We start from the raw sequence: 13,974 nt of genomic DNA on the forward strand, positions 1-13,974 counted from the left end.
TCTGCCAGTAGTGTGGGGTCGGCTGGGCAAGTGCTTTCGGGCATGATCAGTCGGCTTGGCCAACCGCATTTCGAAGAGGCTGTGCTGGATGGGCTGTTTCCGCTGGTGCCGGCGGCGTCGTGGTCGGTTTACCGCACGGGGCGCGGGTGCCCGCCGGTGCTGTTCATGTCGGCCAGCCACGGCGTGCCCGACACCACACGCGACTGCTGGCGTGCCTACCTCTCCGGTCCGTATATGCATGACCGCAGCCTGGCGCAAGAGCAGGCGCCTGCTGAGGCCGAGGCTGCGCCGCTGCTGTGTCACATCACCGCGCAAGAAATGCCCTGCGAGCACCGCGCGCGCGTGTACGAAACCCACGGCATGGCCGAGCGCGTGTCGGTTGTGCGCCAGCAAGCGGATGGGGCGGTTTTCGCGGTCAATTTCTATCGGCACACCCACCAGCGGGCATTCAGTGACGCACAGTTGGTGGCTTTTGAAGACTTGGCTCCGGCGCTGCTGGAGCTCACGCAGAAACACATTGCCCTGGTGGGCGTGTCGGCTGTGGGCATGGTGACGGGCCCGTCGGCGAATCTTGCGCTGGAGGTGTGGTGGCAGCGCCTGTCGTCGCTGTGCCCGGAACTCACGCCGCGCGAGTTGGCGGTGTGCGCACGCATGCTGCGTGGCATGACGCTGGAGGGCATTGCCTGCGATTTACAGTTGGCTTTGCCCACGGTGAAGACCTACCGCAGCCGTGCCTTCGCCCGCCTGGGCATTCACTTTCGCAACGAGTTGTTTGCCCGTGTGTTGGCGGCGACGGGGAGCTGATGGCTCGGACGCTTGTTGGTAGCTGTACGCAGGCGCGCTCTGGCTGGTGGTCTCCATACGAAAGAACGTTGCGATCGCGCAAATAACCCCCAACTCCCTTTAAAGAAGATATATTTGTTACGTACGACTCACAAATTAAACCTTGACTAACAAGGTGGGGCGTATGGGGCGACCGGAGGGATCGGTCTTTGTGGAAATCGACTGCAGAGTCTTTTGCAGAGCGTGTCGAAGACTAGCTGCAGAAAAATACCGGGCGGTACCGCATGAATAATTACGTTCATCCCGCGACTTTGGAATTCCCTGGCTTGCACAGCCACTCGGATGACGGTCCCTGGGCTTCGCTTGAAGCACATGGCGAAGGCCTTTCGGTAGAAAACTTCCTCACCACTTGGATGAGCCATGTCAGCAACGCTTTGCGACGGGCGATCACTGTCCCCTACGCTGATGAATTTGGTCTCACCGTCGCCGAATGGCGCATGATCTCTGTGCTGGCGCATGCTGAAGTCTTGCCGTTTGGTGAACTGGTGATGCGCTCGTCCACCGACAAATCGCTGGTCAGCCGCACCATGCGCATGCTGGAAGGCAAAGGGCTGGTCACATTGCAGGCTCAGGGGAATGCGCCGCGCCGCAAGCTGATGTGTCGGCTGACCCCTGTGGGCATTGAATTGCACGACCGGGTCATCCCCAAAGCCCGTGAGGGCCAGGCGAAGATGCTGATGGTGATGACGGTGGAAGAGCGCAAGGTGCTGTTTCAGGTGCTGCAGAAGCTGCACCGTGAATGCCTGGCGCATGAAGCCGCATTGCATCCGCACGGTGTGCCGGAAGACAGCGTGCCGGCCGAGCTACAACCGCAATAGTTGCTGAAGATTTTCAATGTGTTCTGATCACACGTTCTCAGAACGCGTGATCAAACCCAGCCCAGCGCGCCTAACAACGCCCCCGCACCCAGCAACCACAGCAAGTGGATCTTGGTGCGCCACACGATCACGGTCGTCACGGCGGTCAGCAGCCACAGTTTCCAATCGGTGGCGGGGTTGTGGTGCGTCGTCGCCAGAATCCAGCCGGTGGCAATCAGCAGCGCAATCACGATGGGTGCCATGCCTTGTTTGAAGGCGCGCACATCGCGCCTGTCGCGGTTGCGGTGGCCCCAGCGCGTGGCCATGAAGGTCAGCACGCTGCTGGGCAGCATGATGCCAGCCATGGTCACCAGCATGCCAAACAGGCCCATGACCCAAGCGCCCGCGGCCAAGCCACCGCCCGCATTGAGGCCGATGTTCCAACCCAGCAGCGCAATGAACAACACGTTCGGCCCGGGGGCAGCTTGGGCGATGGCGATGGAGGCATTGAACTGTGTGTCGGTCAGCCAGTGTTGCTGCTGCACCAGGTAGCGCTGCATGTCTGGGGCGGTTGTGATGGCGCCACCCACCCCCAGCAGCGACAGGCTGAGGTAGTGCCCAAACAACGCCCACCAATCGGCGTGCGACATCATGATGTTGAAAGACATGTTCATGGCTTCAACTTCTGCCACGTCAGCACACACGACAACAGGCCTAACGTGAGCAGCACATAGAGCAGCGGCCAGCGCATCAGCGCAATGGCGATGAACACCAAAATGCCCAGCGTACTGCTCAGCGCCAGGCCCAACGGGTGTTTGCGCAAAGCACCCAGCAGCTTGATGCCGGTGGCCGCAATCAGGCCCGCCGCCACGGCGCCCATGCCGCGCAGCGCGTTGCTGACGGCTGGCACCTGCGCGAAGTTGGCGTACAAAATTGCCAGGGCCAGCACCACCAGCGTGGGAAAGGCCAGCATGCCGGCGAGCCCGGTGATGGCGCCGCGCAGGCCGAAGTAGCGGTCGCCCAACATCAGCGACAGGTTGACCACGTTAGGGCCCGGCAGAATTTGCGCCACGGCCCAGTCTTCCAGGAATTCTTCGCGGGTGAGCCAACGCTTTTTCTCAACCAACTCGCGCTGCACCACGGCCAGCACGCCACCAAAACCTTGGAGGGCCAGCCAGGTGAAAGAGAAGAAAAGATCGGCTAACGATTGGGGCCGTGGTCGAGGTTCGGGATTGTTTTGGTCGGTGTCCATGCGGCGCCTGAATGTCTTACGCAGATTATGTCGGCTGGGCTACCGGTCTGCAGCGACAGGGACACTTTTTGCTGGCCCAACGCGCCGTGTGGCCAGCCAGAGCCCCAGCGCAATCAACGCCACGGCCGCAAGCGTTTCGGGAGTGAATGGCTCGCCCAAAAACCAATGACCGCAAAGCCCAGCGGTCACCGGGTTCAGCGCCAGGAACACGGTGACGCGCGTGGGTGACTCGTACTTCAGCGCGTAGAGCCACCACAGGTAGGCCATGGCGCTGAACACGCCAATGCCGGTGACCACCCACCAGGCGTGCCCCGACATGTGGGCCAGCGGCGCCAAGCCATGTGATGTGCCCGCCATCAGCAGCAGACTGAGCACGGCAGCCAACATCGAAATGCCCGAAAGCGGCAGCGTGGGGTAGCGTTGCAGATAGGGCCGGTACAACACGCTGCACGCCGCGCCGATGAAGGCGCTGGCCAGTACCGCAGCCTCGCCCCACCAATCGCCGTGTACGGTAGCCGCTGGAGCGCTAAGTTTGGGCGCCAGCGCCACGGCCACACCGGCTACCGACAACAACACGCCAAAGAGCAAGGCGAGCGTGACGCGTTCACGCCCGCACAGTGCCGATATAAACAGCGTGAGCAGCGGGAACAGGCTGAACACCAAGGCGGTTTGCGCCGCGCCAATGCGCTGCAAGCCCAGGTTCAACAGCAACACCAAAACGGCGAACTGGCCGATGCCCAGCGTAGCAATCGCCAGAATATCGCTTTTCTTGAATTTGATAGCACCTTGCGCAGATGCACTAAGCGCTAGCGGCCTAAAAGCCTTAAGAATCCAAGGTGCCAGGCACAGCAACGCAATGCCGTAGCGCAGCAGTGCGAGTGTGAGCGGCGGCACCTCGCCGATGACGGCGCGCGAGGCGACGATGGTGGCGCCGATTTGAACGCCTGTGGCGGCAGCCGCCAGCAGGGCCAGGTTCACAACTTCAGTTCCCAGGTCTCGCCTACCAGGTCGTGCCCATAGCCGTGGTACGGCTCGCTTTTAATGAGGTTGAAGCCGCGCTGCGCGTACAGCGTGCGGGCAGCGGTAAGGCACGAGTTCGTCCACAGCACCATCTTGCGGTAACCCTTGGCGCGTGCAAAGCGCAGGGTCTCGTCGACCAGTTGGCTGCCCAGGCCCAGGCCGCGCGCAGAGGGCGACAAGATCAACATGCGCAGCTGTGCCACGGTGGGTGATTTGCGCATCACAAAAATGGAGCCCACACGTTCGCCGTTGAGTTCGGCGATCCAGCCCTTTTCCCACTCGGGGTCGGCCTTGCGCAGCCACTCGGCGGCGATGTTGGCTACTAGCGCTTCAAAGCTGCTGTCCCAGCCGTATTCACGGGCGTAGATTTCACCGTGCTGCTGCACCACCCAGCCCAGGTCGCCAGGGCGCGGGTCGCGTAGCTGCACGGTTTGGGTGGGCGGCTGGTCTGGCGCCAATTGGGTCTGCACGGTGCGCAGCGCTTGCAGCAACTGTGGGCGCTGCGGCTCGGGCACGGCGCCCAGCAAGGCGGCGGCTTCGTCGCGCGACTTTTGCTCTAGCGGTGCAAAGGCCGCATGCCCGGCCTGGGTGAGTTGCAGCAGGCTGGCACGTGCATCGGTGGGCGACACGGTGCGGGCGATCCAACCTTCGCGCTCAAAGCGGCGCAGGATGCGGCTGACGTAGCCCGCATCCAGGCTCAGCAACTGCGTGAGTTCTTTGGCCGTGAGCTGCTGCGCGCTGTGCGCCAACTCGTACAGCACGCGCACATCGGTCAGCGACAGTTCGCTGCCTAGGTACGGGGCTAGCACCCCAATGCGCTGGGTGTAGAAACGGTTGAAGCTGCGCAACTGCTGCACGTGTTGCGCGCTCGGCAACGCAGGTGTGGGCGCAGAAGGGGTTTGATGAGATGGCTTGATTTTGGCGTTCATCAAGCCATTGTCAAATATTTAATTGCTTTTGGCAACTAAATGCGTTGTGCTATTCATAGCTTGCTTTGGCCGGTACCACAGCGCATACGCCAGGGCCAACACCGCCAAGATGGGCAGCCCCACCAGCAGCGTGAGCTTGAACATGGGCGTGAAGTAAGTGGTGATCAGCACCGCCAGCATCAGGCCCGCGCCCAGCAGCGTGAACCACGGGAAGCCCCACATGCGAAAGCGTAACGGGCCACGGCCTTCGGCCACCCAGGTGCGGCGGAAGAAGAAGTGCGTCACAAAAATCATGAACCAGGTGAAGATGGCGCCGAACATCGACAAGGCCATCATCAACCCGAATGATTGCTCTGGCGCCACCACGCTCAGCACCGTGGCAATGGCAATGCCCACACACGACATGGCCAGCGCCTTGACCGGCACGCCGTTGCGGCCCACTTCACCCACGCTGGCCGGTGCAAAGCCGGCGCGCGACAGGCTGAACATCATGCGGGTGGCGATGTAGAGCAAGCTGTTCATGGCCGACAGCGCGGCAATCAGCACCACGAAGTTGATGACGGCTGCCGCACCGGGAATGCCGATGATTTCCATCACCTTGACGAACGGGCTTTTGCCGGCGCTGGTGGCGTTCCACGGCACGATGGCCAGCATCAGCGCAATCGCCACCATGTAGAACAGCACCAGGCGCACGATGGTGGCGCGGAAGGCGCTGGCCACGGCGCGCTCTGGGTCTTTGGCTTCACCGGCGGCTACGGCAATGGTCTCGATGCTCATGTAGCTGAAGATCGCCACCACCACCGCCACCCACGTGCCCCAAACGCCTTTGGGGAAGAAGCCGCCTTGGGCCGAGTAGTTGAAGAAGCCCACACCTTCTGGCTGCGTGCCAAACACCACGTACGAGCCAATCAAGATGAACAACACAATCGCCACGATCTTCACCATGGAGAAGCTGTACTCGACCACACCAAAGGCCTTCACACTCATGGCATTGATGGCCACCAGCGCCACTGAGAACAGTACCACCCACATCCACTGCGGGGTGTCCGGGTACCAGTAGGCCATGTACACGCCCACGGCGGTGACCTCGGTGCCCACGGCCAGCACCACGCAGGCCCAGTAGACGTAGCGCACCAAGAAGCCGGCCCAGGGCGCGATGTAGTGCTCGGCATAGGCGCCGAACGAGCCCGAGGTTGGGTGGGCCACGGTCATCTCGGCCAGGCAGCCCATCAGCAGCAACGCGATCACGCCGCCGATGGCGTAGCTGATGAGCACGCTGGGCCCGGCCAGGCCAATGGCGAAGCCGCTGCCCAGGAACAGGCCGGTGCCGATGGCGCCGCCAATGGCGATCATCGCCATCTGGCCGGAGGTGAGTTGTTTTTGCAGACCTTTTTCGCGGTCGGCGATGTGTTGGAAGTCGCGCATGTTTTGTCTCGTAAGGGTTTTGATGGCCGAAGCCTTTTGGGGAGCGGAAACGAAATGGAAACGCCAGGCGATAGCCCGCCCGCCGCGCCTGCAGAGGCGCAGTTATCTTCAGCTAACGGGTAGAAACAAAACGGGCCAGTTGGTGGTCTACCAACTGGCCCGTGTGTGTTTTAAGCTTTCTTTTCGGGGATCACGGCGTAAGCCACGATCTCCATTTTCATGCCTGGCACCACCAAGCCCGAAACGCCCATGCTGGAGCGGTTGGGGTAGGGCGCTTCAAAGAACTCGCGGTACACCGCGTCGATGGCCTTCATGTCTTGCACGTCGGTCATGTAGATCAGCACCTGCGTCACATCTTGCAGGCCGCCGCCGGCAGCGACGACGGCGTTCTTCAAGTTGGTGAAGGTGATGCGCGCCTGCTCTTCAATGGCGCCGGTGTGGATGGTGCCGTCCTGGCGCACGGGGCCATGCGCGGTGAACAACAAGTTCGAAGCTTGCATGGAGGCTTTGACCGCCCACGAGAAGGGCTGGCTGAGCGGGGGCAAACCGACGTCGATGACTTCTTTCATACGGGTTCCGTACTGGCGTTAACGAGATTGATGCTTTACAGAACCGAGGCCACAGCGCGGGCCACGTACTCGACATTGCTGGTCGTCAGGCCCGACATACACATGCGGCCCGAGCCCACCAGGTACACCGCGTGTTCGTCGCGCAGGCGTGCCACTTGTGCGGGGTTCAAGCCGGTGTACGTGAACATGCCACGTTGTTGCACGAAGTAGTCGAAGTTGCGGCGGCCCTGGAACTTCTCGTTCAGCACGGCGTGCAACTGCGCACGCATGGCTTTGATGCGGTCGCGCATGGTGGCCAATTCGGCTTCCCACGAGGCGAACAACGCTGGGTCTTTGAGCACACGCGTGACGATGCGGCCACCATGCGTAGGCGGCGTGGAGTAGTTGCGGCGCACGGTGGCCTTCAACTGGCCCAGCACCACGGCAGCGGCGGCGGCATCGGCACAGACCACGCTCAAGCCACCACAACGTTCGCCATACAGCGAGAAGTTTTTCGAGAACGAGTTGGCCACGAAGAACTGGATGCCGGCATCGGCCAGGGCATGCAGCGCAAACGCGTCTTCGGTCAGGCCATCGCCAAAACCTTGGTAGGCCATGTCGACAAAGGGGATCAGGCCACGCGCTTGGATCACGGGGATCAGCGCCTGCCATTGCGCGGCCGACAAGTCCACACCCGTGGGGTTGTGGCAGCTCGCGTGCAGCAGCACCACGCTGTTGCGCGGCAGCTTGTCGAGCGTGGCCAGCATGTCGTCAAAACGCAGGCCACCGGTGGCTGCGTTGTAGTAAGGGTAGGTGTGCACCTTCAGGCCAGCGCCTTCAAACAGGGCCACGTGGTTTTCCCAGGTCGGGTCGCTCACCCACACATCGGCTTCGGGGAAGTATTGGCGCAAGAAGTCTGCCCCTACCTTCAACGCGCCCGAGCCACCCAGGCTTTGCATGGTGGCGATGCGGCCGCTCTTCACGGCTTCGTGCTCAGCGCCGAACACCAGTTTTTGCACGGCTTCGCGGTAGTCGCCCATGCCTTCGATGGGCAGGTAAGAGCGCGGGCCGATTTCGGCCAGCATGGCCGACTCGGCCTTGCGTACGGCGTCCATCACCGGCAGCTTGCCGTTGTCGTCGAAGTAGATGCCGATGCTCAGGCTGACCTTGTTGGTGCGCTCATCCTTTTGGAAGGCTTCCATCAACGACAGGATGGGGTCGCCAGCGTAGGCGGGCACGTGGGAGAACAGGTTGGTGTGTGGCGTGGTCATGGCAGTGGGTTTCAAGGATGAACGGGTGGGCATGCGCGGGCTTGTGAGTCACCTCAATGAGCGGTGCTCCAAGGCCTGGATAGACCTGAAGTCGTGGCCGAGAAGCCGCGCAATGTCATATTTTTATCACGATTTATGCGCTGTATCTACAAAATACTTGTATGTTTGCCCTATGGTGGTTCATTATTGGATTGATATTCTGTCATTCAGATTTTTATTGGAATTTTTATGCGCGTGGAGACCGACGAAATTGATCGCCAATTGCTCACAGCCTTGCAGGACAACGCAAGACTGACCAGCGCTGAGCTGGCGCAGATGACCGGGCTGTCGCAGTCGCCATGCTGGCGCCGCGTCAAGCGTATGGAGGAAAGCGGCCTGATCAAGGGCTACCAGGCCCGCTTGGACCGGCGTGCGTTGGGCTACGGTGTCAACGCGTTTGTGATGGTGGGCATCGACCACCAGGACGCGGTGTCGTCGCGTGCCTTTGAAGAGGCCGTGCGGGCGATACCCGAGGTCGTGCTGTTTCACGGCATTTCGGGGCCAGCGGACTTCATGCTGCTGGTGGTGGCGCGCGACCTGGATGCGTATTCCGAGCTGCTGCAAAAACGCTTGCACCGGCTGCCGGGGGTGAAGCAATTGCAGACGTATTTTTCGCTGCAGGAGTTCAAGGGGTTTGGCGGCTTGCCGATTCCCGAGTCGCCATAGCCGCGTTTAGCCGCTTTTTGCGGTCAAAGAAAGAAGCCATAGGCCTACATGCTTTTACATCCTGCGCGGCGGCTGATTTGGCGTGCGGCGGTAGCATGCGGATAAGGCCTTGCGCCCACCTCTTTCATCACTGCATTCTTTGAAACTTATGTCGCACACCTCTCAAAACTTCTTGATGTCGTCTCTGCGCCCGGTGTTGGCGTGCGGCGCATTGGCGTTGATGGCGGGCTGTAGCACCGTGGGCTTGGGCACGGGAACGGGCCCCGACGCGCAACCTACCGTGCCTATTGCACCGCAGCGTCAACCGGAGCTTGCCGCCTTCAGTTCCCCTCTGAGCGGCGCTGCCGAAGTGCCGCCGGTGGGCACCAACGGCATGGGACAGATCGATGCCGTGTTGAACCGCAGCACCAACTTGCTGCGCTACCGCCTCACATTCAGTGGGCTCAGTGGCCCGGCCACCGCAGCACACTTTCATGGGCCTGCGGCTGAAGGCGTCAACGCTGCCGTGGTGGTGCCGATTCGCGGCCCGTACAAGAGCCCGCTGGACGGCAGCGCTACGCTGACGCCCGCGCAGGCTGCGGATCTGTTGGCCGGCCGCTGGTACGTCAACATCCACACCGCGTTGCGACCCAATGGCGAACTGCGCGGGCAGTTGATCCTGCGGCAGTAGATCATTGGTGTTTGCCGTGATGCTTTGTCTGTCCTTGTCCTGGCTCGAGGCTCCGGGCTAGGATCAAGCCGCACCCTGCACAGGGCGGTGTTTGCTTAGGAGTGTTATGGAATACAAAGACTACTACGCGATCATGGGGCTGAAGCGGGACGCCAGTGGCGACGACATCCGCAAGGCCTACCGGCGTCTGGCGCGCAAGTACCACCCGGATGTCAGCAAAGAGGCTGATGCCGAAGCGCGCTTCAAAGAGGTCGGCGAGGCTTACGAAGTTCTCAAAGACACAGAAAAACGTGCGGCCTACGATCAATTGGGCAGCGACTGGCAGGCGGGCCAGGACTTCCGCCCGCCGCCGGGTCATCCGGGGCATCAGGGTTTTGCCAAGCGACCTGGCCAAGCGCGGCAGCACGCCGGTGGCCAAGCCGGACCGGACTTCGGCGGCCACACCTTTGGTGATGGCGATGAAGATTACAGCGACTTTTTCGAGACGCTGTTTCGTAGCCGCACACAAGCCGAGGGCGCGCGGCGCGAAGGTTTTCATGCGCATGGGCAAGACCAGCACGCCAGCATTCAGATCGACCTGGAGGACGCCTACCACGGCGCCAAGCGCAGTCTGAGCTTGCGGTTTCCGCAGCACCAAGCCGATGGCACGGTGAGCAGCACCGAGCGGGTGATTGAGTTCAGCATCCCCAAAGGCGTGCGTGCCGGACAAAACATTCGGCTGGCCGGGCAGGGGGCGCCGAGTATCGGTGACGGCAAGCCGGGCGACCTGTATCTGGAAGTTGAGTTTCTGCCGCACGCGCGCTACCGCGTGGAGGTGCGCGACGTCTACATGGACTTGCCGGTGGCACCGTGGGAAGCGGCGCTTGGTGCGCAGGTGGAAGTGCGGTTGCCCACAGGCGTGACCGTGGAGGTCACCGTGCCGGCCGCATCGTCTGCCGGGCGCAAGCTGCGCCTGAAGGGGCGCGGCATTCCGGGCTCATCGTCCACCACCGAGGCGGGCGACTTCTATCTCGTGTTGCAAGTAGTGCTGCCGCCGGCCAACACAGACGCGGCGCGCGCAGCCTATGCCGACATGGCGAGCAAGTTTGCCGATTTTCGCCCCAGGGCTCACTTGGAGGAGACATCATGAGCAGCCCACAACATTCCGGCGCAACGCTACAGGTGTCGGCGGTCATTTTGGAAGAACATGGCGACTTCAGCTTGGACGAGTTGTGCCATGCCTGTGGTGCGGCGCAAGCGCAATTGGTGGAACTGGTGGAAGAGTCGCTGATCACCCCGAGCGGCGCTACACCTAGCGCCAAGCCTGCCGAATGGCGCTTCAGCGGTGTGCACGTACAGCGCGCTTACGTGGCCGTGCGCCTGCAGCGCGACCTGGGCGTGAACGCGGCGGGTGCGGCGCTGGCACTGCAGTTGATGGAAGAGATCGACGCACTCCACGGCAAGCTGCGTGCGGCTGGGCACCGGCTGTGACGCGTTCTTTTTGACGCGCTGACAGGGCAGAGTTGCCAGCTCGGCGCTGGGCTGTTTTCAGCCCGGTGCGGCGCACTGGCATTGCCCTTGGCCTACACTGCCCGCATTCATTAGGTGGGAGCTGTTGTGCTGGTATTGGGAATCGAGTCTTCGTGTGACGAAACAGGTGTGGCGCTGGTGCGTGCCGAAGGCCAAGCCGTGCCAAAACTCTTGTCGCACGCGCTGCACAGCCAGATCGCCATGCACCAAGCCTATGGCGGCGTGGTGCCCGAACTCGCCAGTCGCGACCACATCCGCCGCGTGTTGCCGCTCACCACGCAGGTGCTGACCGAGGCCGGCCAAATCCTGGAAGACATCGACGTGGTGGCCTACACGCGTGGGCCCGGCTTGGCGGGTGCATTGTTGGTGGGCTCCGGCGTGGCCTGTGCGCTGGGCGCGGCATTGGGGCGACCTGTTTTGGGTCTGCACCATCTGGAAGGCCATTTACTCTCGCCGTTTTTGAGTGCCGACCCGCCAGAGTTTCCGTTCGTGGCGCTATTGGTGTCTGGCGGTCATACTCAATTGATGCGTGTGACCGGTGTGGGCGAATACAGCATTCTGGGCGAAACCATTGACGACGCGGCGGGCGAGGCGTTTGACAAATCCGCCAAGATGCTTGGCCTGGGTTATCCTGGCGGCCCGGCCTTGGCGCGCCTGGCCGAGCAGGGTGACGGTGCAGCCTTCAAACTGCCACGTCCGCTGCTGCACAGCCACAACCTCGACTTCTCTTTTGCCGGCCTGAAAACAGCCGTGATGACACAAGCGCAAAAGTTGGGCGACACACTTGATGCGCGCCGCGCCGACTTGGCCGCCAGCACGCAGGCGGCCATCGTCGAAGTGCTGCTGAAGAAGTCGATGGCCGCACTCAAGGAAACCGGTTTGCGCCGCTTGGTGGTGGCCGGTGGCGTGGGCGCCAACCACATGCTGCGCAGCCAGCTCAACGCCGCGTGTGCCAAGGCTGGCGTGCGTGTGCACTACCCCGAACTGCACCTGTGTACTGACAACGGCGCCATGATCGCCATGGCGGGTGCCATGCGCTTGCAGTCGGGTCTGCAAGAAGCGAGTTTTGACTACGCTTTTGACGTCAAACCGCGCTGGCCTTTGGACGCGCTGGCACAAACCACCTGACCCTTTTGGGGTAAAGAAAAAGCCACCGCGAAGCCAGTGGCTCCGGGGTGGCTTGTTCGCAAAAACTACAAGCTAGACGTGAAGCTTTTTAGTTGATGGTCAACGTCGACACGTTGCTCACGGGCACTTTCTTGCCCAGCTTGAGCGTCAACACGCCGTGTTCCAACTTGGCTTCGCTGGTGGCGGTGTCGATGTCCTGTGGCAGCTCGTAGGCAGCCTTGTATTGGCGTGCGGCGTCGGCCTTGGTTTCAATGCGTACGACGCTACCTTCAATGCCAATGACGAGTTGGTCTTTGGCGATGCCGGGCACATCAAACGACAGGGTGACAGACTGCTCGTCCTGGCTCACGCTGGTGGCCTTTTGTTGGTTCAGAGATTGATCCAGAAAACGATCCAACGAACGCAATGCGTTCAGGTGGGCAGAGCGGCGGAAGGCGGCGGGCGATGCGGAAGCGATAAACATGACAGAAACTCCTAGTGGGTACACTGCGCGGCTTTCACAGTGATCGCCGCATGGACCATAACTAGGTGCGTGCCCAGGCAATTCAAGGGAATTTAAATGAAGTTTTTGTTTCGCCGTCAGGTCTTGAAATCTCTTACAGCGGCGCTATTTGCGCCCGCTTTGGCCGGTGCGCAGTCGCCTTCTGGTGCCCCCATCAAGCTGGCCGTGATTGAAGGATTGAGCGGCCCGTTCGGCAACACCGGCGAGGCCGTAGTGCGCAACCTGCACTGGGCGATTGAGCGCGTGAACGCGCGTGGCGGCGTGAAGTTGCCTGGTGCGCTAGGGGGAAGTCGTCCGTTGACGCTGGTGCGTTACGACAGCAAAGGCCAGAACGAAGAAGCCTTGTTGGCCCTGCGCGCGGCCATCGACGACGGCGTGCGTTTCATCGCCCAAGGCAACAGCTCGGCGACGGCCGCGGTGCTGGTCGATGCCATCAACAAACACAACGAACGCGAGCCCGACAAACGCGTGCTTTACTTCAACTACGGCGCCACCGACCCGGCACTCACCAACGAGAAATGCAGCTTCTGGCATTTCCGCTTTGATGCCCACGTCGACATGCGCATGGCCGCGTTGATGGGCGCGCTGCGTGAAGATAAATCGGTGGCCAGCGTGTACATCATTGGCCAGGATTACAGCTTCGGCCACATCGTTTCGCGGGAAGCCAAAACGCAACTGGCTGCGGTGCGGCCGGACGTCAAAGTGGTGGGCGATGAACTGCACCCTCTGGGCCGGGTGAAGGACTTCATTCCCTACGCCACCAAGATCAAAGCCAGCGGCGCACAAGCCGTGATCACCGGCAACTGGGGCAACGATTTGACCCTGCTGGTACGCGCGGCCAAAGACGTGGGTTTCACGGGCAAGTTCTACACCTTCTACGGCAACGCCTTGGGCGCGCCAGCGGCCATTGGCGAAGCTGGTGTGGGCAAGGTGATTGCGGTGGCCGACTGGCTGCCCAACGTGCCCACGGCGCAGAGCGAAGCGTTCTACCAGTCTTTCCGCAAACGCTTTCCGAACCCGGCCGACGACTACGTGCACATGCGGCTGCAGTTGCTGGTGGAAACCTTGGCGCAGAGCATCGAGCGCGCAGGCAATTTAGAGGCTGTGGCGGTGGGCACACAGATGGAGCAGGCCAAGGTCAGCCTGTCTGGCCAAAACGGCTACATGCGCGCCACCGACCACCAGTTTCAGCAGCAACTGGCGGTCGGTTTGATGGATCGCCAAGGCACACCGGGTGTGAAGTTTGATGTGGAAGGATCGGGCTACGGCTTCCGCGTGATCCGGCAAATCAGCCCGACCGATGCAGAGATGCCGACCACCTGCAAGATGGTGCGGCCTACTTAACGTTGTTCGTTACGTGTAGCCAGCGCAAGCC

The 13,974-nt window shown here is 61.7% G+C and carries 16 protein-coding genes; 8 read left to right on the forward strand and 8 right to left on the reverse strand.

Going from position 1 to position 13,974, the window contains the following annotated elements; translation table 11 throughout:
- The first annotated feature begins 42 nt into the window (after positions 1 to 42).
- Complete coding sequence (locus ACPWMG_RS10620; RefSeq protein WP_483304607.1) at positions 43 to 804, forward strand: helix-turn-helix transcriptional regulator; 762 nt, start codon at positions 43 to 45, stop codon at positions 802 to 804.
- Positions 805 to 1,067: 263 nt separating this feature from the next.
- Positions 1,068 to 1,661: a MarR family winged helix-turn-helix transcriptional regulator gene (locus tag ACPWMG_RS10625; RefSeq protein ID WP_483304608.1), complete on the forward strand. Its 594-nt coding sequence runs from the start codon at positions 1,068 to 1,070 to the stop codon at positions 1,659 to 1,661.
- 50 nt (positions 1,662 to 1,711) lie between these two features.
- Here ACPWMG_RS10625 and ACPWMG_RS10630 read toward each other — a convergent pair whose 3' ends face one another.
- From ACPWMG_RS10630 to ACPWMG_RS10660, 7 genes are all read right to left on the reverse strand, one after another.
- Positions 1,712 to 2,314 (reverse strand): chromate transporter, encoded by a 603-nt coding sequence (locus ACPWMG_RS10630; RefSeq protein WP_483304609.1) that lies wholly within the window; start codon positions 2,312 to 2,314, stop codon positions 1,712 to 1,714.
- Positions 2,311 to 2,892, reverse strand: coding sequence for a chromate transporter (locus tag ACPWMG_RS10635; RefSeq protein WP_483304610.1), 582 nt, complete (start codon positions 2,890 to 2,892; stop codon positions 2,311 to 2,313). The genes ACPWMG_RS10630 and ACPWMG_RS10635 overlap by 4 nt, the downstream gene beginning before the upstream one ends.
- Before the next feature lie 39 nt (positions 2,893 to 2,931).
- Positions 2,932 to 3,870, reverse strand: a complete 939-nt coding sequence (locus tag ACPWMG_RS10640; protein ID WP_483304611.1) for a DMT family transporter — start codon at positions 3,868 to 3,870, stop codon at positions 2,932 to 2,934.
- Complete coding sequence (locus tag ACPWMG_RS10645) at positions 3,867 to 4,841, reverse strand: bifunctional helix-turn-helix transcriptional regulator/GNAT family N-acetyltransferase (RefSeq protein ID WP_483304612.1); 975 nt, start codon at positions 4,839 to 4,841, stop codon at positions 3,867 to 3,869. The genes ACPWMG_RS10640 and ACPWMG_RS10645 overlap by 4 nt, the downstream gene beginning before the upstream one ends.
- 18 nt (positions 4,842 to 4,859) lie before the next feature.
- On the reverse strand, positions 4,860 to 6,266 hold the full coding sequence (locus ACPWMG_RS10650; RefSeq protein ID WP_483304613.1) for an amino acid permease: 1,407 nt from the start codon (positions 6,264 to 6,266) through the stop codon (positions 4,860 to 4,862).
- 170 nt (positions 6,267 to 6,436) lie between these two features.
- A complete protein-coding gene (locus tag ACPWMG_RS10655; protein WP_483304614.1) occupies positions 6,437 to 6,835 on the reverse strand; it encodes a RidA family protein in 399 nt (132 codons plus the stop codon).
- A gap of 35 nt (positions 6,836 to 6,870) precedes the next feature.
- Positions 6,871 to 8,064, reverse strand: coding sequence for an amino acid aminotransferase (locus ACPWMG_RS10660; protein WP_483305228.1), 1,194 nt, complete (start codon positions 8,062 to 8,064; stop codon positions 6,871 to 6,873).
- A 249-nt stretch (positions 8,065 to 8,313) separates the two neighbouring features.
- Between ACPWMG_RS10660 and ACPWMG_RS10665 the strand changes: the two genes are divergently transcribed.
- The 5 genes from ACPWMG_RS10665 to tsaD all read left to right on the forward strand — a co-directional run bounded on the left by ACPWMG_RS10665 (position 8,314) and on the right by tsaD (position 12,097).
- Positions 8,314 to 8,790, forward strand: a complete 477-nt coding sequence (locus ACPWMG_RS10665; protein WP_483304615.1) for an Lrp/AsnC family transcriptional regulator — start codon at positions 8,314 to 8,316, stop codon at positions 8,788 to 8,790.
- 148 nt (positions 8,791 to 8,938) lie between these two features.
- Complete coding sequence (locus ACPWMG_RS10670; RefSeq protein ID WP_483304616.1) at positions 8,939 to 9,460, forward strand: CHRD domain-containing protein; 522 nt, start codon at positions 8,939 to 8,941, stop codon at positions 9,458 to 9,460.
- A 106-nt stretch (positions 9,461 to 9,566) separates the two neighbouring features.
- Entirely contained in the window at positions 9,567 to 10,589 is a 1,023-nt protein-coding gene (locus tag ACPWMG_RS10675; RefSeq protein ID WP_483304617.1) for a DnaJ C-terminal domain-containing protein, read from the forward strand.
- Complete coding sequence (locus ACPWMG_RS10680) at positions 10,586 to 10,930, forward strand: chaperone modulator CbpM (protein WP_483304618.1); 345 nt, start codon at positions 10,586 to 10,588, stop codon at positions 10,928 to 10,930. The genes ACPWMG_RS10675 and ACPWMG_RS10680 overlap by 4 nt, the downstream gene beginning before the upstream one ends.
- A gap of 126 nt (positions 10,931 to 11,056) precedes the next feature.
- Positions 11,057 to 12,097 carry a tRNA (adenosine(37)-N6)-threonylcarbamoyltransferase complex transferase subunit TsaD gene (tsaD, locus tag ACPWMG_RS10685; RefSeq protein WP_483304619.1) on the forward strand — a complete coding sequence of 347 codons (1,041 nt, stop codon included), beginning with the start codon at positions 11,057 to 11,059 and terminating at the stop codon, positions 12,095 to 12,097.
- Between the two features lie 88 nt (positions 12,098 to 12,185).
- Here tsaD and ACPWMG_RS10690 read toward each other — a convergent pair whose 3' ends face one another.
- Positions 12,186 to 12,560, reverse strand: a complete 375-nt coding sequence (locus tag ACPWMG_RS10690) for an Hsp20/alpha crystallin family protein (RefSeq protein ID WP_483304620.1) — start codon at positions 12,558 to 12,560, stop codon at positions 12,186 to 12,188.
- Between the two features lie 96 nt (positions 12,561 to 12,656).
- On the opposite strand from ACPWMG_RS10690, the gene ACPWMG_RS10695 reads away from it, so the two are divergent.
- A complete protein-coding gene (locus ACPWMG_RS10695; protein WP_483304621.1) occupies positions 12,657 to 13,943 on the forward strand; it encodes a branched-chain amino acid ABC transporter substrate-binding protein in 1,287 nt (428 codons plus the stop codon).
- The last annotated feature ends 31 nt before the right edge of the window (positions 13,944 to 13,974 follow it).

Source organism: Hydrophilobacter chitinilyticus, from assembly GCF_049860745.1.
GTDB lineage: Bacteria > Pseudomonadota > Gammaproteobacteria > Burkholderiales > Burkholderiaceae_C > Rhodoferax_B.